Below are 17,632 nucleotides of genomic sequence, written 5' to 3'. Positions count from 1 at the left end.
TCTATTAGGACCGGTTCGGGTTCCCGCGAGGGTGTCCGAATTGTGTGGATGACTGGCGAGCATGTGGATAACTCCCGGCGAACGCGCCCACCCCGGGCGATCACCGGCCCGACCGCTCGGCATCGGGCCGCGCGCCGGATGCGACCATGGTCGTCGTGAGCGATCCCGGTACCCACGACCTGCCCGCCGCCACCCGCGAGGTCGAGGAGTTCGTCAACGCGGGCGGGTGGGACCAGCCCGCGCAGCTGTTCGCGTTCGTGCCCACCGCGCAGCTGCTGGACGAGCGCCCCGAGCTGGCCGACCAGGTGGACCCGGCGTCGACGCTGACCCCGGTCGCGCAGGACGCGCTGCCCGACGGCGACCTCGGCGCCGCGCTGACCACGATCATGTGGCCGCCCGCGGTGGTGGGCTGCGCGCTGGTCCAGGAGATCGTCATGCTGCCGCCGGAAGCGGAGGCCGACCTGCCCGCCGCCGACGGCGACACGCTGGGCAGGCTCGCCGCCGAGCACCCCCAGGCGCGCGAGGCCCGGTTGGTCGCGGCGGCGCTGCGCGACGGCTCGGTCGCCTGCGTGCTGCGGCTGCGCGCCGTCGCCAGCACGAATCCCGATTCCACCGGATCGGGTGAGCCGATCGACGAGCTCGTCGAGCACCCGGACCTGGCCGCCAACCTCACCGCGGCGCTGCTCGACACCCTGCGCGACTGAGCCCGGCACCGGAACCCCAGTCCTCAGCAGCCCGGAACCGGCCGCCCGGCCTTCAGGTTGTCCAGCGCGGCGACCGCGTCGTCGAGGGTGGCCACCTTCACCAGCCGCAGGCCGTCCGGGGCGTTGTCCTTGGCCTCGGCGCAGTTGCCCTCCGGGACCAGGAAGGTGGTGACCCCCGCCTCCTTGGCGGCGGTCATCTTGAACGGGATGCCGCCGATGCGCTCGACCCGGCCGTCCTCCTCGATCTCGCCGGTGCCCGCGATGTTCTGCCCGCCCGCGAGGTCACCGGGGGTGAGCCGGTCGACGATGGCCAGCGAGAACATCAACCCGGCCGAGGGACCGCCCACGTTCTCCAGGTGGATCGTGGTCTTGAAGTCCACGTCCGGGCGGTCGGTGGTGCGCACCCCCATGAACCCCTCCGCCTGGGGGTCGCCGCCGAAGTCGGTCGAGGTGCCCAGGGTGATGGTGCCCTGCTTCTCCTGGCCGTCGCGGCGGTAGGTGACGGGGATGGTGTCGCCCGGCTTGGTGCCCGCGAGCGCCGCCCGCACGTCCGTGGCCACGGTGATCTTCTTGCCGTTGACCTCGACGAACTCGTCGCCGGGCACGAGCACCTTGTCCGCGGGCGCGCCCGTGGTGATCTCCTTGGCGATGGGCTTGGTCGGGTACTTGAGGTGGTGCAGCGCGGCGATCTCGGCGTTGCTCTGCGAGTCCTGGAACATCTTCGTGTTCTGCTGCTCGATCTGCTCCTCGGTCTCCCCCGGCTTGAAGTAGTCCTCGCGGGGGGCCAGCGCGTAGCGGCCGCTGACCCAGAGGCCGAGCGCGCCGAAGAGGGTGATCTCGCTGTTCACCGAGACGGTGGTCATCCGCAGCTGACCGCTGGTCGGGTAGGTCGGCGCGCCGTCGACGGACACGACCTGGACGTTCTCGACCGAGCCGAGGGTGTCGTAGGTCGGGCCGGGGCCAAGCGACACGTACGGGATGGGCACCAGCAGGCCGACCAGCAACAGGCCGAGCGACACGACGAAGGCCACGATGACCGTCCACCCCCGCCGGGACAGCGTCCGTGGGGACGGCGCCGGGGGCGACCCGGCGTCCGGGGTGGGCTGCTGGGTCGCTGGGGCATCCGGTGCGGTGCTCACAAACGCACAGGGTACGTGCGTTCGCCGACGGCGGATCACCGGACGGCGCGCGGCTGGCGACGCCGCGTACCGTGGACCCATGAGCGAGTTCACGTTCGGCTTCAGCGCGCCGGACCCCGACGACCGGGACAAGAACAAGGACCCGAACAACCCGGGTCCGGGTGGTCCGGGCGGTGCCGGGGGGAACCCGTTCGACCAGCTCGGGCAGATGTTGAGCCAGCTCGGACAGATGATCAGCCAGGCGGGTTCGTCGAGCGGGCCGGTCAACTACGACCTGGCCAAGCAGATCGCCGTGCAGAAGCTCGGCGGCCAGATCGGCTTCACCGCGCCGCCGGAGGCCGCCAAGGCCGTCACCGACGCGGTGCACTTGGCCGAGATGTGGCTGGACCCGGTGACCACGCTGCCCGCGGGCGCCACGGCCACCAGGGCGTGGACCGCGCGCGACTGGATCGAGCACACGCTGCCCACCTGGCAGCGGCTGTGCGACCCGGTGGCCAGGCGGATGGCGGGCGCCTGGGTCGAGGCGCTGCCCGCGGAGGCCAAGCAGCAGGCGGGTCCGCTGCTGGCGATGGTCGGGCAGATGGGTGGCATGGCCTTCGGCTCGCAGCTGGGCAACGCGCTGGCCCAGCTCGGCTCCGAGGTGCTCACCGCGACCGACATCGGCCTGCCGCTGGGCCCGGTGGGGACGGCGGCGCTGCTGCCCGCCAACATCGAGGAGTTCACCAAGGGCCTCGAGCGCCCGGCCAGCGAGGTGATGGTGTTCATCGCCGCGCGCGAGGCCGCCCACCAGCGCCTCTTCGCGCACGTGCCGTGGCTGCGCCAGCGGCTGCTGGCCACCGTCGAGGAGTTCGCCGACGGCATCAAGGTCGACATCTCGGCGCTGGAACAGCTGGCCACCCAGGTGGACCCGAGCAGCCCGGAGACCATCGAGCAGGCCATGCAGTCGGGTCTGCTGGAACCGCAGACCACCCCGGAGCAGAAGGCCGCCCTGACCCGCCTCGAAACCCTGTTGGCCCTGGTCGAGGGCTGGGTCGACATCGTCGTGGGCGACGCGGTCGGTGACCGCCTCCCCGGCGCCGACGCGCTGCGCGAAACCCTCCGCCGCCGCCGCGCCTCGGGCGGACCGGCCGAACAGACCTTCGCGACCCTCGTGGGCCTCGAACTGCGCCCCCGCCGCCTCCGAGCCGCCACCTCCCTCTGGCGACTCGTGACCGACCAGCACGGCATCGACAAGCGCGATGGCCTCTGGGCCCACCCGGACCTGATGCCCACGGCGTCGGACCTGGACGACCCCCTGGAGTTCAGCGACCGCCTGGGCGGCGCGGACACCCTGGAAGACGACCCGATCGCCCAACTGAAACGCACCGAGGAAGCCGAACGCGACCAGCACGAAGACGAGTCCTGACGGCAGCAGACTGAGGTGAAAGGGCCGGGGGTCCCCCGGCCCTTCTTCCATCGATCCCCCAGCAGCTCCCCCACCCGAGCCGCCCACCACCACACCACCCCACTGCGCCGGCCAAGCCCGCCCCGCCCAGATCCGCTCTCAGCGGGTTATCCACATCCCCGGCGTCCATCCACAGGTTTCCGTGCCCCCTTCCCGACCACCCCAGCGCCGATAGACTGGAGCAGGGCTGTCCCCCCAGAGGAGGGCGGGGGCCGTCCTGGGTCCGGGCGGGGTGTTGAAATAGCCACCGACCAGGCGATTCCCGGCCAAGCCGAGCCTGCTGCCCACCGCCCAAGCCGCACTCGCCCACACCGCACAGCCACCCCGGCAAACCGGCTCCACCCCACCAAGGTGAACCCGCTACCCGCCGACGTGTGCCAACCCGACCCCGCCCAACTCTTCGCGCTCCCAAGAACTGCTCGATGGGCGTGGGTTGTCTTTGCGTGGGGGACGAGTCCGCCCAAGCTTCCCTGCGGGTGGGGTGGCTCGCCCATCCCCACCGCTCTTGCCCCACCGCAGGCTCGTAGGGGCCCCGCGCAAAGACAATTCACCCCATCGAGCGCAGCTCGACACTCGCGCCCAGACCACGAGAGAACCGCACCACGCCGGGTCGGAACATCACCGTGCGGGACCAGCGGCGAACCGCTGCCCCGACACCGACCGAACCACCCAGAACGCGAGAACCGCTCACCAACCGACCCCGGCCTCAGTCGTCGCCGGCGATCCCCCACCCCGCAGCCGCCGACAACCCCTCCAAGTACCCCACCGCCCGCTCCGTCCGCGGATACGCGCTGACCAACTCCCAGAAGTCCGCCCCGTGCCCCGGCACCAATAAATGCGCCAACTCGTGCACCAGCACGTAGTCCAACACCCACGACGGCGCCGTCCGCAACCGCTCACTCACCCGGATCGTCCGATCAGCCGGTGTGCACGACGCCCACCGGGTCCGCATCGGCGGCACCCACCGCACCGACCTGGGCGTACACCGCCCCCCGAAGTACAGCCCCGACAACTCCCCGCACCGCTCCAGCAGCGCGTCGTCGGACGTGCGCGCGGGCGAGCGCCTGCGGGACTCGTTGCGCAGCAGCCTGCGCTGCATCTCCTGGACCCAGTGGGCTTCTTCCTTCTTGGAGAGCCGAGCCGGGATGAGGACGATCACGGTGTCGCCTTCGCGGTACGCCGTGACGGTGCGGGTTCTGCGCTTGCTCCGGCGCACCTCGACTTGTGGTTCGGCCACAACCACAACCGTAAGGGGCGACACCGACATCGCGGGAGGACCGGGCGGGTGTGACTCTCGCCTGTGGACAACTTCCGGCAGCCGAACGGCCCCATCGGCCACGCTGAGCACATGACTGAGAGCGAATCCGTGCTCCCCCATGGGGATCGGCTCCCCGACCGCCCGCGCGTGCGCCCGGGGGTGGCCGTGCTGCACCGGCGCGCGGGCGAGGTGCAGTTCGGCCTCGACCCGCGCCGCGCGCTGCTGATCGGCGACCTGCCCGCCCCGGTCGTCGCGGTCGCCGTAGACCTCACCGGAGGCCGGACCACGGCCGAACTGCTCGCCGGGCTGGGCCCGCCGGACCGGTCGGCGCTGCGCGAGCTGCTGGGCGAGTTGACGGCGCGCGGCGTGGTCGAGGACGCCGCCGCGCCCGCCCCGGCCGTGGCGAGCAGGCTCCTGGCGGACGACGCGCTGGCCGCGTGGCGGCCGGTCGCGCCGCTGCCCGCGGACCGCCGCGACGCGGGGGTCGAGGTGCGCGGCGACGGCAGGCTGGCGGTGGCCGTCGCCTGCCTGCTGGCCCAGGCCGGGGTGGGCCACGTGACCGTGCGGGCGTCCGGCGTGGTGACGGCCGCGGAGGTGGGCGCGGAGCTGCGGACCGACGACGTCGGGCGGGCGCGGCGGGCGGCGGCGCACGACGCGGTCCGCCGCGCCGACCCGTCGGTCAACACGCGTGGATTCACCAACGTCCGCCCCGACCTGGTGCTGCTGACCGACGCGCTGGTGCCGGACCCGGTGGTGGTGGCCGGGCTGGCCGAACGGGGGCTGCCGCACCTGTGCGTGAGCAGCCGGGACGGCGAGGGGCTGGTGGGGCCGCTGGTGGTGCCGGGGCTGAGCTGCTGCGTGCGCTGCCTGGACCACCACCGGGCCCGGGCGGATCCGTGCTGGCCGCTGGTGGCCGCGCAGCTGGCGGGCCGCAGCCAACCCGCCGACCTGGCGACGGCGCACGTCACCGCCGGGGTCGCGGCGGCGCAGGCCCTGCGCGCGGTGGCGTGGCTGCGCGACCCGTGGACGCCGCCGCCGAGCACGTGGAACGCCACCGTGGCCGTGGACGCGTTCGCCGCCACGCTGCGGCGCACGGCGTGGGAGCCGCACCCCGAGTGCGTGTGCCGCGCGGCGACCCGCCCCACGTACCGGCACCTGCTCCCGGGCGCTCGCCGCCAACAACCCACCACCGGTTCCCGTCGGCCGCCGGGGCGGTCGACCGCCGAAAGCTCCCCCAAACTCATCGATAGGGGAGATATCGGACGTTGATGTGTGCTGGTCGACAGGTGCCGCGCGACGTATTCCTCTGCGACCGCTTGCCTCGACAAGGGACAATCGACCGGTGACCGAGATGCCACGCAAGACCGTCGCGCGCACGGCGCGGCTCGCCAGCATTCCGCTGGGGGTCGCGGGCCGGACCGTCGGCGGCTGGGGGAAGCGGCTGGCAGGCCAGAGCGCGGAGCAGGTGAGCGCCGAGCTCTCGGCGCGCACCGCGGAGCAGCTGTTCGAGGTGCTGGGGCAGCTCAAGGGCGGCGCCATGAAGTTCGGCCAGGCGCTGTCGGTGTTCGAGGCGGCGGTGCCCGACGACATGGCCGAGCCGTACCGGGAGGCGTTGACCAAGCTGCAGGCCGCGGCGCCGCCGATGAGCACCCCGGCGATGCACCGGGTGATGGCGCAGCAGCTGGGCCGCGGCTGGCGGGAGCGGTTCGCCGAGTTCGACGACCAGCCCGCCGCGGCGGCCAGCATCGGCCAGGTCCACCGCGGCGTGTGGCACGACGGCAGGCCGGTCGCCGTCAAGGTCCAGTACCCGGGCGCGGACGAGGCGCTGCTGTCGGACCTGCGGCAGCTGCAGCGGTTCAGCAGGCTGTTCCAGCCGTTCGCGCCGGGCATGGAGATCAAGCCGCTGCTGCAGGAACTCACCGACCGGATGACCGAGGAGCTGGACTACCGCGCCGAGGCGGACAACCAGCGGCGCTTCGCCAAGGCGTTCGCCGGGGACGAGCAGGTCCTGGTCCCGCGCGTCGTGGCCAGCTCGCCGAAGGTGACGATCACCGAGTGGGTGGACGGCAAGCCGCTGGCCGCGATCATCCGCGAGGGCAGCCGCGCCGAGCGCGACCTGGCGGGCAGGCTCCTCTCGGAGTTCCACTTCTCGTCCCCCGCGCGCGCCGGGCTGCTGCACTCCGACCCGCACCCGGGCAACTTCATGCTCACCCCGGACGGCCGCCTCTGCGCCATCGACTTCGGCGCCGTCGCCCGGCTCCCCGAGGGCCTGCCCCGCCCCCTGGGCCGGATGACCCGCCTGGCGCTGCAAGGCGACTCGGCCGAGCTGATGGAGCTGATGCGCGACGAGGGCTTCATCCGCCAAGGCATGCGGCTCGACCCGGAGCACGTGCTGGCCTACCTGGCCCCGTTCGCCGAACCCGCGTCGGTGGAGACCTTCCACTTCACCCGCCACTGGATGCAACGCCAAGCCGAACGGGTCGGCGACCTGCGCGGCCAGGACTTCAAGACCGGCCGCTCGCTGAACCTGCCACCCCAGTACCTGCTGATCCAGCGCGTCACCGCGGGCGCCACCGGCATCCTCTGCCAACTCGACGCCGAGTTCTCGATGCGCGACATCATCTCCCGGTGGCAACCGGGCTTCGCCGACGAGAACTAGCTCCCCGACCAGTACTCAGGCGGCAACTTCCCCTCGATGTCCCGCACATGAGCCCGCGCACAAGCCGAACACAACCACCGCACCCCACCCCCGTCCTGCTCCCGAACCCAAGCCAACGCCTCCACCACGGAGGCATCGGCCCGAGACCGACCACAACGGGAACAGACCTCGGCTCTGCCGTCGTCGCTCACGGCTAAGCAGGCTACGCCGCGACCAGCAACCCCGCGGCCGGACAAGCCGCCCCTTCGGGCACAGTCGCCAGCCACCGGCTTCGACCTCGAAGCAACCGACGAAACACGTCGTCACGGCTCCCGGCCCAGTCTGAGCTGTCCTCCGGCTGCCTGTCTGCTCAAACCCCTCGCGGTGTCCGGAGCCAAGTCGCGCACCGGTGACCATGGGCCGCGACCGCTCGGCACAACACCTGGGCGTGGTCAGGCTGAGTGTGCGTGCCGGGTGACTTACCGATCGCCCGACAGCCCGCACGTGGACTGGCTCCAGCGAACAGCCGCGCCCGTCAGGGGCACAGCTCCGCCCACCCAGCCAGCTTCGTTCCGGCTTCGCCAGCCGCCGCACGAACTCGACGAGAAGTCCAGGGCCTCGGTACTGATCAGCCACACGCCAGCCACGCACCTCTGCTGACACGAAGACCACCGCCCCGAACCCCGCACAGGCCCTCCAATGATTCCCGATGTGGTTGTCAAGCCGCAGCGGGTTGGGTTGTGGACTCAAGGTGTCGGCAATGGGTCTTGGTGCGGGCATGGCGAAGATGCCGTCGCAGCGACGTGCCTGCACAAGGATTCGGGTCACCAACGCGATGCCTGCCTAGGCGCAATGCTGGTCGGTTAGGTGGTTTCGGCTGGTCGGCGGCGGTGTCGGGTCGTGCTGGGCGGGGTGAGGGTGATGTTCGAGTGAGGTGGTCGGCTGTTTCGGAGTTGTTGTCGGTGTCGTGCGCGTTTGACCGGGAAGTTGCTCATTTTCCGTTTGATCACCCGCGGGTAGCTCCGGTGGCGGCGTTCCGGGTTGATCTCGCTGCCGACCTCGATCAGCAACATCCGATAGTGGTCATCGCTGTGCGTGAGGGGGGAAAGATCCCGGCGCCCAGATACGGGACCGGATGACGCGTACCGTGTTTTTGTGTGAGATCCGATCAGGATCGAGCTTCGCGTGATCGGCGGCGTCGACCTGCACACACATCGTGGCGTAGTGCACCGCCAGATGCGCCCAGAACTCCTGCCGTACCCCGTCGGGCGATTTCGACCGGAAGATCTTCTCGGTATTGAGTTGGACACTCTTGATCTGTTTGAGGAAGCCCTCGATGTCCCACCGTTCGTGATAGAGCGCGGCCAGTTCCTTCGCGGGCGCCAGAAGCGGGTCCAGGATCGTGGTCACCAACCGGTACACCTCCTCCGTCCACGGCAATCGGTACTCGATCAGCCGTAGCCGGAAAGATGGTTGGCCCGAACTCCTCGGCGGGGTGATCTCGGCGATACAGGAACCGTCCGATAGTGTCTCCACCGGCCGTGGGGCGAGGTTCGCGGTCACTCTCCACAGCAGGTCGGCGCCGGTATCCACGGCCTTGGTCCAGCGACGGGACGAGTAGATGTGCCGGTCGGCCAACACCAGCATGTCCGGCCGCAATGAAGGGAACATCTCCTCGATCAACATGGTTTCCGCGGCGGCATAGCCATCCATCCGGGCATCGAATACCGCGTGGGTTCCCAACTCGACCACACACGCCGCTTGAATCTGAGGATACGCCGTCTTTCCCTCGCCGCGCCCTGAACCGGGTCGCCCGAACTCGCGATCGTTCTCCTCGGTATCCGGCACCGTGAACGTCGTCCCGTCAACCGCTGTCAACAACCAATCCCCATACCACGCGCCTATCGTCTCCCGGCACGCTCTCGGTCGTATCACCGCCCGCACCGCGGTCTCCATCGGCTCCGAACCCAGACGACGACGAGCATCACCGATCGAACCGGTCGTCGGTACCCGATAGCCCTGCCCTCCACGACCGAACGCCGACATGAGAATCTTCATCGTCGACCGGTACGACTCATTCGGGAAAAGACACAAAGCAAGCGTGAAATAGAAGACCAACCGAGCAGGCAATGCGCGGGTCCGCTGTTCCCGACGCCAATACTGGTCAATGACCCGATCGACCAACTCCACCGGAAACGTCCGAGTCAGCACACCAACCGCAGCTCGGTCGGCCAGACCGCCGCCCTCGCGCACACCCAACCCAAGATCCACCACCGCAGGCTACAGCCCCGCCATGACCTAACCGACCGGCATTGGGCCTAGGCGGTCACGTGCGCCGAGCCAGCGAAACCGGCGGTGTCGCCGATCTCCAGCAGGATGCGGGCGGTGGTCCTGACCCCGATGTCGGGCACCCAGGTCAGGCCCTCGGCGAGAGGTGCGCGTCGTGTGCGCAATCCCCGGACGCGGTTGGCTATGCGAGTGGCCTCGTCGGCCAGGTCGTCATCGAACCCGACCAGGATCTCCAGCTCGACCAAGGCGTCCTCGCCGACGTCGACCGAGCGCAGCGAACGAGCCGAGTCGAGTCGACGATGACGAACGCGTCCCGCGCATCGGTCCTGGCCCGTCCCGAGTCGGGGTCCGCGAATCGCCGCATCGCCAACTCAGGCAGCCACCTTGTGCCTGGCCCGACCGCGACCGGCATGCCCCGATCGTCGCGGGCCTGCCCACCACGACCACCCCTGCCCCGTGCCGGGCGCCGGCCGAACAATGCCCACAACCTCGGTTCGCTCTAGAGCAGCGGCGCCGTGCGACCGCTTCCCCTCCGGCCGAGCCGGCCGCAAGTGTGATGAGAAGTCCAGGACCTCGGTACTGCTCAGCCACACGCCAGCCACGCACCCCTGCTGACACGAAGATCACCACCCCGACCCCGCACAAGCCCCCGCCCACCTCTGGGGGCACGGCCCTGCTCCAGTCTATCGGCGTTGGGGCTGCGGGAACGGGGCCGAGATTTCCTGTGGATGAGATCCAGGCATGTGGACAACCGCAACCGGCGCAGATGATCTTGGCGGGCGGCTACGCGTCGGGTTTGGTCGCGAGGTGGACGGTGGCGGCGCTGAGGATGAAGGTGTCGTCGCGGTGGACGATCCAGTCCGGGCCGTCCTCATCCAACAACCGGGTGACGGTGTCCCGGTCAGCCTGGGACAGCCGATCGCCCGCGATGGTGGCGAGGCCGTGCAACCAGTCGGCCACGGATCGGCGGACCGGTTCGGCCGCGGGAGCGGGGAGGTCGACCAGGTAGCTGAACGTCCCGGCCAGGTGGAGGCCGATGTCGCCGAGTGCCCGGTTCCACCCGACCGGGAGCCGGACAACACCACCGATCCCCGCCCGCATGTCCGCGAACCAGGCATCGCGGGCGGCCACCAGTCGGTCTTGCAGGCCGGGTTCACCAATACCCAGGTCCCACGGCAGGCAGCGGGTGTTCAGCCCACCCTCCCCCAGCGCCAACCAACCGCCCGGACGCAGCAGCGCGGCCAAACCCGTCAGGCCGACGATCTGGTTCGGCAGGTGGTGCACGATCCCGGACGCCCACACCAGGTCCGCCGCGGGCACCACGTCGACCAGGCCCGGGTCGGCCGCGTCGGCCAGGACGGGCACGACCTCTACCCGGTCCCCCGCCACCGCCCGCACCCGTTCGACCGCCGCCGCCTGCAGCTGGGGTACCGCGTCGACCAGCACGATCCGCCCGCCGCGGCGGGCGGCCAGGGCCGCGGCGAAAGCGGCCGCCATCCCGCCTGCGCCCGCCCCCACGTCGACCACGGTGGCGCCGTCGGGCAGCGGGTCCACGAGCCGCTGCGCGACCCAGGCACCCACCTCGGCCTTGGTGTCGTCGGCGCGGCGCATCGCCGCCAGCCGAACCGTCCAGTCGATCCCGTCGTGCGTGTGACTCGCCATGCGGGGAACCTAGAGGTTGCGCAGACCCGTCAGCACGCGACTCATGAACGCGACGTCCGGGGCGCCCTCGACCACGGCGTGCACCAGCAGCGCGCCCGCGTCGGCCAGGTCGCTGATCAGCACCCGCGCGACGCCGAGCGGGACCGGGATCAGCGCGGCGACCTCGGCGACCGACCGGGGCCGCGCGCACAGGTCCGTCACCACCCGGTGCTCCCAGGACCGCGCGGCGGTGGCGTCGACGGTCGACACCAGCGTCTCGACGGCCAGGTCGCCGCGGACGTGGGTGCGGCCGCGGGTCAGCGCGTAGGGGCGCACGAGCGCGTGCGACTCGGGCCGGTTCAGCCACTGCTCGTCCGTCAGCCGTTCCACCGGCGGCGACGGCTCGGGGACCGGCTCGACCTCGACCGTCGCCGAGTGCGCCTCGGCGGGCCCGAACAGGTCGACGGCCGACCGGAAGTAGCCGCTCGCCTCGGCGTGGGGCAGCGGGTCGTCGAACGGGTACGGCCGGGGCGGGCGCACACCGACCAGCCCGACGTCGGTCGGGGTGTCGGCTGGGAACAGGACGTCGTCCTCGTCGAAGGGGATGTCGAAGCGGGTACCCGCCTCGGCCGCGCGCCCGCGTCTACCGCCCGCGGCGCTCATGTCATCGCTGTACATCACCACGTCAGCCCCACAGCCGCGTCGTGGACAGGGCAGCCCACGGTAACCCGCGCCGCGTCCGGGTTGGCGGCTTCGTCGTCGCCTTGGTGTTTCTCCACCCGAACGGCCGAAGCCCGTCACCCCAGGTCGAGGTGACGGGCTCCGCGTTCCCCAGTGGAGAGCCGGTTACAGGTCGGCGGCGACGCGATCGGCGCGCCGTGCCGCCCACCTGGAAACCCGCTCCCAGCGCTTGGCCGCGCTCAGCCGGCGGACCAGGCGGTGCGTGCGCGCCGTCTGCTCCGCCTCGCGCGTTCGCGCTCTCGCGAGGTTTTCATACAGCAACATTTGCGGGGATCCCTCTGGCTTGAAGGCGTACATCGGTGTCTCGAACTGGGCGTTCACGCCGCGACCTCCTGTGCACGGGCGGCGTCGGTCGCCGCGTCCCTGGCAACGTCCTCCTTGCGCGGGCGACCACGGGGCCGCTTGCGCGCGATGACGACGCCGCGCTCGAAGATCTCGCCGCCCCACACGCCCCACGGCTCGTGCCGCGCGAGCGCCGAGGCCAGGCAGGCCGAGCGGACCGGGCAGTCGCCGCAGAGGCCCTTGGCGCGCTCGAGCTCGGCCGGGGTGTCGGCGAACCACAGGTCGGGGTTGTCACTGGAACGGCACGGCAGGTCCAACCCGGCCGAGGGAGCCGCGTCGAGCAGCTCGCTCACCCCGGAGCCCGGGGGTCCGAGGAGGTCCGAAAGCGCTCCGCTGGTCAGCGGAGCGGTGGCGGTTGACATGGTCTTGAACTCCTGGTGTGTGGTCTGAACTGGGAAAACCATTGATTTGTGACGTTGTTGGGCAAACAAAAAGGCCGCGGTCTCCGGTGTCGGAGTCCGCGGCCTCAGGGCCAGGAGTTCTTGACGGCGCGTCAAGTCCTCCAGCCTGAGGCTGCGGACGGCTTGCTCTCGACCTGGACAAAATCGATGCCACGGGCGTACGTCAGGGCGGTTAGATCCGCCGTGACGGTCGTGTTGTTGTGCGACGTCGCGTTCGGGCCTTCGGTGAACACACCGGTGCCCTGGAAGGTTGCGACTCGCTCACGCCACGCCCCAGGCCGCACAGCGACCTGGACCCCGCACGCGGCAAGACCCCGGGACGGCAAGGAGCCACCTGGGATCAGCGTCATCTGGTTGCTGCGCACGGGGGCCACCTCCCTCTCAGGAGTCTCGAAGTCGTCTTGGAAGTCTTGTCGGGCACTTCGTGCCCGGCCATTGCAGGTTATTGGCCCTTGCGGAGGCCGTGCAACCGATTTTCCAGATGTTCAGGTGACGACGGTCACACTTCGTCCGAACGGGGGGCGCCCGTCACCAGCCCGAGCACCTCGTCCCCGAATTTGTCCAGCTTGGCGGCCCCGATGCCGGAAATCGACACGAGCGCGGCCCGGTCCGCCGGACGTTGTTCGGCGATCGCCAGCAGGGTGGCGTCGGTGAAGATCACGTACGCGGGCACCCGCAGCCCCTTCGACCGCTCGACCCGCCACTCGCGCAGCCGCTCCAGCAGCCCCTGGTCGACCTCGGCCGGGCAGCTCTCGCAGCGCCCCAGCTTGATCGGCATGGTGCCGACCAGCTTGTCCCCGCACACCCGGCAGTAGCGGACCGGGTTCATCCCGCGCCCCATCGCCTGCCGCGGCGGCTCCGACCGGCGCGCCGCCACCCGCGCGGCCGGGTGGTTCTCCGGGATCAGCCCGTAGAGGAACCGGCTGCGCCTGCGGTAGCGCGCGCCGCCCTCGGTGCGCGCGAGCGACCAGGACAACGACAGGTGCTCGCGGGCCCGGGTGACGCCGACGTAGAGCAGCCGCCGCTCCTCCTCGATGGCCACGTCGTCGCCGTCCGCGTGCTGGATCGGCATGGTGCCGTCGACCAGCCCGACGAGGAACACCGCGTCCCACTCCAGGCCCTTCGCCGCGTGCAACGACGCCAGCGTCACGCCCTCCACCGTCGGCGGGTGCTGGGCCTGCGCCCGCTGGTCGAGCTCGGCGGCGTAGCGCGGCAGGTCCGCGTCCGGCACCGTCGACGCCAGCTCCTCGGCCAACTCGACCAGGGCCAGCAGCGACTCCCACCGCTCCCGCGCCGTCCCGCCCGCGGGCGGCTCGTCGGTGAGGCCGAGCGGCACGAGCACCGCCCGTACCAGCGCGGGCAGGTCGCCGCCGCCCGGCGCGTTGACCGCCGCCGTGCGCACCGCGGCCATCGCCTGCCGCACCTCCTGCCTGGCGAAGAACCGCTCCCCGCCGCGCACCAGGTACGGCACGTCCACCTGGGCCAGCGCCTGCTCGAAGACCTCGGACTGGGCGTTGATCCGGTAGAGCACGGCGATCTCGCTCAGCGGCGTGCCCGCGTCGACCAGCTCCTTGACCCGCCCGGCGACCGCCGCGGCCTCCGCGGGCTCGTCGTCGAACTCGGCGAAGCGCGGATCCGGGCCCTTGGGCCGCTGCCCGACCAGCCGCAGCCGGGACCCGGCGGGCCGGTCGCGGGCCGCGCTGATGACCTGGTTGGCCAGCGACACGACCTCGGGCGTGGACCGGTAGTCGCGTTCCAGCCGGACGACCGTGGCCTCCGGGAAGCGGCGGCCGAAGTCCAGCAGCGGGCGCGGCGAGGCGCCCGCGAACGAGTAGATGGTCTGGTTGGCGTCGCCGACCACGGTCAGGTCGTCGCGGCGGCCGAGCCAGGCGTCGAGCACGCGCTGCTGCAGCGGGGTGACGTCCTGGTACTCGTCGACGACGAAGCACCGGTACCGGTCGCGGAACTCCTCGGCGACCTCGCTGTGCTCCTCCAGCGCGGCGGCGGTGTGCAGCAGCAGGTCGTCGAAGTCGAGCAGCCGCGCGGCGGTCTTGAGCGACTCGTACCCGGCGTAGACCTTCGCCACCAGCTCGGCCGTCGCCGGGGTGTCGCGGCGCGCCCTGGCCACCTCGGCCGGGTAGTCCTCCGGCGCGATCAGCGACGCCTTGGCCCACTCGATCTCGCCTGCCAGGTCGCGCAGGGTGTCGCGCTCGGTGCCCACCCCGGCCCGGTGCGCGGCCTGCCCGACCAGCCGCAGCTTCCCGTCCAGCAGGTCCCACGGCGCGTCGCCGACGACCCGCGGCCAGAAGTAGCGCAGCTGGCGCAGCGCGGCGGCGTGGAACGTGCGCGCCTGCGCGGCGTGGATGTCCATCGCGCGCAGCCGGGTGCGCATCTCCCCCGCCGCCCGCGCGGTGAACGTGACCGCCAGGACCTGCCCCGCCGCCACGTGCCCGGAGTGGATCAGGTACCCGATCCGGGTGACGATCGTGCGGGTCTTGCCGGTGCCCGCCCCCGCGAGCACGCACACCGGGCCCCGGGGGGCGGTCACGGCGGCGAGCTGGTCCGGGTCGAGCCCGGCGAGCAGGGAGGAGGGTCCGCCGGTCATGCGGAGCATCCTTACAGAGCGCGGGCACCAACCGGGGGACGGCGCCCCGTATCCTGGTGGTTATGGCTGACAAGCAGGACAAAGCGGCAGCCGCCGCGGCGAAGAAAGAGCGCAAGGCGGCCTCCAAGGCCAAGCGCGGCCAGATCTTCCAGGCGTTCACCATGCAGCGCAAGGAAGACAAGGGCCTGATCCCCTGGATGCTCGGCGCCCTGCTGGTCATCACCGGCGTGGTGTTCGGCATCGGCTGGCTGCTGGGCATCCAGTGGTTCCTGCTGCCGGTCGGCATCATGTTCGGCCTGCTCGCCGCGCTGGTGATCTTCGGCCGCCGGGTGCAGCGCACGGTCTACGGCAAGGCCGACGGCCAGCCCGGCGCCGCGGCGTGGGCGCTGGAGAACATGCGCGGCCGCTGGCGGGTCACCCCCACGGTCGCGGGCACCACCCAGCTCGACGCGGTGCACCGGGTGATCGGCCGACCCGGCGTCATCCTGGTCGCCGAGGGCGCCCCGCACCGGGTGAAGACGCTGCTCGCCCAGGAGAAGAAGCGGATCTCCCGGCTGGTCGGCGACACCCCGATCTACGACGTCGTCGTCGGCAACGAGGAGGGTCAGGTCGGCCTGCGGCACCTGCAGCGGCACCTGATGAAGCTCCCCAACAACCTGCGTCCCGCGCAGATCGACGGCGTGGAGAAGCGCCTGGCCGCGATCGCGACCCGGGGCGCCGCGCTGCCCAAGGGCCCGATGCCCGCGGGCGCGAAGATGCGCAACGTGCAGCGCGCGATGCGCCGCCGCTAGTCCCCCGACGCTCGTCAGCCTGCCCGGTCCGCCTCGCCCGGGCCGGGCTTTTTCACACCTGCCGCTCGGCCAGGTGCACGGCGTTGGCGACCGGGGTGAACCCGACGCGGCAGTAGACGCGGTCGGCGGTGGGGTCGCCGGGGGTCAGCCAGGTCAGGGTGGCGCCGCCGAGCTCGGCGGCCAGCCGCACGGCGTGCGCGGTGACCAGGGCGCCCAGTCCTCGGCCGCGGTGGGCCTCGGCGGTGGCGACGCCGACTATCTCGGTGACGCCGTCGGCGACCTGGGTCCAAGAGGCCACAGCCACCGGTTCACCGGCTATCCGGGCCAGCACCGAACCACCGTCGACGGGCTCCGGGGCCGGTCCGGCGGGCGCGGCGCCGGGCATGCCGAAGGCCGCGGCCGCCACCTCGGCACCCGCGACCAGATCGGCTTCCGCGCGCACGTGCACCAACTCCACACCGTGCGACGGCTGGCGCGGAACGACCGCCTCCGCCGGGTCCAGGACCAGCAGCGGGACGCTCGCCGAGATCTCGAACCCCGCGACGACCAGCAGCTCGACCGCGCCCGGACAGGCCTGCGTGATCAGCTCGAAGCGCAGCCCGCCCGGCGGGAAGACCCCGCGCAGCACCTCGACCGACTCGGCCACCGCGACCGCGTCGGCAACCGGGTCACCGGGGTGCGTGGCGACCGCGTACGACAGGTAGTCGGGCGCGCCGACCGCCAGCAGCCCGGCGAACGGCCCGGCGCGGACCACCCGGCGAGCGCGGCTCAGGCCCGCGAGCTGGGCGTCGGCGATCCGGACGGCGGTGGATCCCGGTGATTCGGCGTTCGGCACGCGCGGACAGTAGCCAACCGGCGGTCCGGGCGCGCGGCATTATTCGGTCACCCGGACGTGGGCGGCGTCGACCGGGTCGGGTCGGTCGCGGTGACCGGCCGTGGTCAGCGGGTGCGGAGCACGATCGTGCCGACCAGCCGGTCGTGCAGGCCGCGACCGTCCTTGTCGGTGATCCCGGCGGGCAGGACGAACGCGGTGAGGACCGTGCGCGGGATGACCCGGTGCGGACCGATCAGCGCGGTGCCGTCCATGCGCACCACCCGCAGCCCCAGCAGCACCTTGCCCGGCGTGAACCCGGTGAGCGAGGTGCCGACCACGGTGATGAGGAACCAGACGAGGATCGCGAGGTAGTTGAACCGCCACATCTCCGACTGGTCACCGCTGTAGTCGGGGCGGATGAACAGCGACGTCACCAGGGACGACAGCACCAGGTCGATGGCGTAGGCGCCCAACCGGATGCCGTTGGACGCGACCGAGCCCGCACCGCGCTCCGGCAGCCCGAGGCGCTCACCGCGGTAGCGGACGGGGCCGTCGGTCGGCTCGATGGCCGCGCCGGGGCCGGACAGCCAGGTTCCGGTCCATCTGCTCACCGCACCAGGGTAGGCCGGTGGCCGCACGAGGTGCCCCCGGGGCGTCCGGCCGGCATGCTCTGCCAGGGCCGGACCGAGGTGTGTCGGTCGCCACGGGGTGTCGTTAACACCAGCGAAACATCCGGGTAGCGGTCGGGCAACACCGTACTCATAGCGTCATCACCGAGCGGGCACCGCGGTTCGACTGCCCACTCGCGCGGTGGGCCGGTCAAGG

The 17,632-nt window shown here is 71.6% G+C and carries 17 protein-coding genes; 5 read left to right on the top strand and 12 right to left on the bottom strand.

Annotated features, from left to right (window positions below; genetic code table 11):
- Positions 1-146: 146 nt before the first annotated feature.
- Complete coding sequence (locus V5P93_RS05705; protein WP_104478349.1) at positions 147-704, top strand: PPA1309 family protein; 558 nt, start codon at positions 147-149, stop codon at positions 702-704.
- A gap of 23 nt (positions 705-727) precedes the next feature.
- Here the strand turns inward: V5P93_RS05705 and V5P93_RS05700 are convergent, their stop codons facing one another.
- Complete coding sequence (locus V5P93_RS05700; RefSeq protein WP_245931174.1) at positions 728-1,843, bottom strand: PDZ domain-containing protein; 1,116 nt, start codon at positions 1,841-1,843, stop codon at positions 728-730.
- A gap of 79 nt (positions 1,844-1,922) precedes the next feature.
- On the opposite strand from V5P93_RS05700, the gene V5P93_RS05695 reads away from it, so the two are divergent.
- Positions 1,923-3,248, top strand: coding sequence for a zinc-dependent metalloprotease (locus V5P93_RS05695; protein ID WP_104478348.1), 1,326 nt, complete (start codon positions 1,923-1,925; stop codon positions 3,246-3,248).
- A 745-nt stretch (positions 3,249-3,993) separates the two neighbouring features.
- Here V5P93_RS05695 and V5P93_RS05690 read toward each other — a convergent pair.
- Positions 3,994-4,524 (bottom strand): M48 family metallopeptidase, encoded by a 531-nt coding sequence (locus V5P93_RS05690; RefSeq protein ID WP_104478720.1) that lies wholly within the window; start codon positions 4,522-4,524, stop codon positions 3,994-3,996.
- A 111-nt stretch (positions 4,525-4,635) separates the two neighbouring features.
- Between V5P93_RS05690 and V5P93_RS05685 the strand changes: the two genes are divergently transcribed.
- Positions 4,636-5,814: a TOMM precursor leader peptide-binding protein gene (locus tag V5P93_RS05685; protein WP_146107969.1), complete on the top strand. Its 1,179-nt coding sequence runs from the start codon at positions 4,636-4,638 to the stop codon at positions 5,812-5,814.
- Between the two features lie 82 nt (positions 5,815-5,896).
- The gene (locus tag V5P93_RS05680; RefSeq protein WP_104478719.1) at positions 5,897-7,204 is read left to right on the top strand and encodes an AarF/ABC1/UbiB kinase family protein; all 1,308 of its coding nucleotides are present in this window, start codon (positions 5,897-5,899) and stop codon (positions 7,202-7,204) included.
- A gap of 1,062 nt (positions 7,205-8,266) precedes the next feature.
- Here V5P93_RS05680 and V5P93_RS05675 read toward each other — a convergent pair.
- The 8 genes from V5P93_RS05675 to V5P93_RS05640 all read right to left on the bottom strand — a co-directional run bounded on the left by V5P93_RS05675 (position 8,267) and on the right by V5P93_RS05640 (position 15,202).
- Positions 8,267-9,394, bottom strand: a complete 1,128-nt coding sequence (locus tag V5P93_RS05675; RefSeq protein ID WP_374066438.1) for an IS4 family transposase — start codon at positions 9,392-9,394, stop codon at positions 8,267-8,269.
- A 107-nt stretch (positions 9,395-9,501) separates the two neighbouring features.
- Positions 9,502-9,717: a hypothetical protein gene (locus tag V5P93_RS05670; RefSeq protein WP_104483627.1), complete on the bottom strand. Its 216-nt coding sequence runs from the start codon at positions 9,715-9,717 to the stop codon at positions 9,502-9,504.
- Positions 9,718-10,255: 538 nt separating this feature from the next.
- Positions 10,256-11,134 (bottom strand): class I SAM-dependent methyltransferase, encoded by an 879-nt coding sequence (locus V5P93_RS05665; RefSeq protein ID WP_104483626.1) that lies wholly within the window; start codon positions 11,132-11,134, stop codon positions 10,256-10,258.
- A gap of 9 nt (positions 11,135-11,143) precedes the next feature.
- On the bottom strand, positions 11,144-11,776 hold the full coding sequence (locus tag V5P93_RS05660; RefSeq protein ID WP_104483628.1) for a DUF742 domain-containing protein: 633 nt from the start codon (positions 11,774-11,776) through the stop codon (positions 11,144-11,146).
- Positions 11,777-11,959: 183 nt separating this feature from the next.
- On the bottom strand, positions 11,960-12,175 hold the full coding sequence (locus V5P93_RS05655) for a hypothetical protein (RefSeq protein WP_104483625.1): 216 nt from the start codon (positions 12,173-12,175) through the stop codon (positions 11,960-11,962).
- Positions 12,172-12,558, bottom strand: a complete 387-nt coding sequence (locus V5P93_RS05650; protein ID WP_104483624.1) for a WhiB family transcriptional regulator — start codon at positions 12,556-12,558, stop codon at positions 12,172-12,174. Before V5P93_RS05650 ends, V5P93_RS05655 begins: the two co-directional genes overlap by 4 nt.
- 131 nt (positions 12,559-12,689) lie before the next feature.
- The gene (locus tag V5P93_RS05645) at positions 12,690-12,962 is read right to left on the bottom strand and encodes a hypothetical protein (RefSeq protein WP_146108415.1); all 273 of its coding nucleotides are present in this window, start codon (positions 12,960-12,962) and stop codon (positions 12,690-12,692) included.
- Between the two features lie 134 nt (positions 12,963-13,096).
- Positions 13,097-15,202, bottom strand: coding sequence for an ATP-dependent DNA helicase UvrD2 (locus V5P93_RS05640; protein WP_104483623.1), 2,106 nt, complete (start codon positions 15,200-15,202; stop codon positions 13,097-13,099).
- Between the two features lie 62 nt (positions 15,203-15,264).
- Between V5P93_RS05640 and V5P93_RS05635 the strand changes: the two genes are divergently transcribed.
- Positions 15,265-15,993, top strand: coding sequence for a DUF4191 domain-containing protein (locus V5P93_RS05635; protein ID WP_104483622.1), 729 nt, complete (start codon positions 15,265-15,267; stop codon positions 15,991-15,993).
- A gap of 52 nt (positions 15,994-16,045) precedes the next feature.
- Here V5P93_RS05635 and V5P93_RS05630 read toward each other — a convergent pair whose 3' ends face one another.
- Both V5P93_RS05630 and V5P93_RS05625 read right to left on the bottom strand, forming a co-directional pair.
- Positions 16,046-16,828, bottom strand: a complete 783-nt coding sequence (locus V5P93_RS05630) for a GNAT family N-acetyltransferase (RefSeq protein ID WP_104483621.1) — start codon at positions 16,826-16,828, stop codon at positions 16,046-16,048.
- Positions 16,829-16,932: 104 nt separating this feature from the next.
- On the bottom strand, positions 16,933-17,418 hold the full coding sequence (locus V5P93_RS05625; protein ID WP_104483620.1) for an RDD family protein: 486 nt from the start codon (positions 17,416-17,418) through the stop codon (positions 16,933-16,935).
- Positions 17,419-17,632: the final 214 nt, after the last annotated feature.

Source organism: Actinokineospora auranticolor, assembly GCF_041897805.1.
Taxonomy (GTDB): domain Bacteria; phylum Actinomycetota; class Actinomycetes; order Mycobacteriales; family Pseudonocardiaceae; genus Actinokineospora; species Actinokineospora auranticolor.
This window is presented reverse-complemented; position numbering and strand designations above follow the sequence as displayed.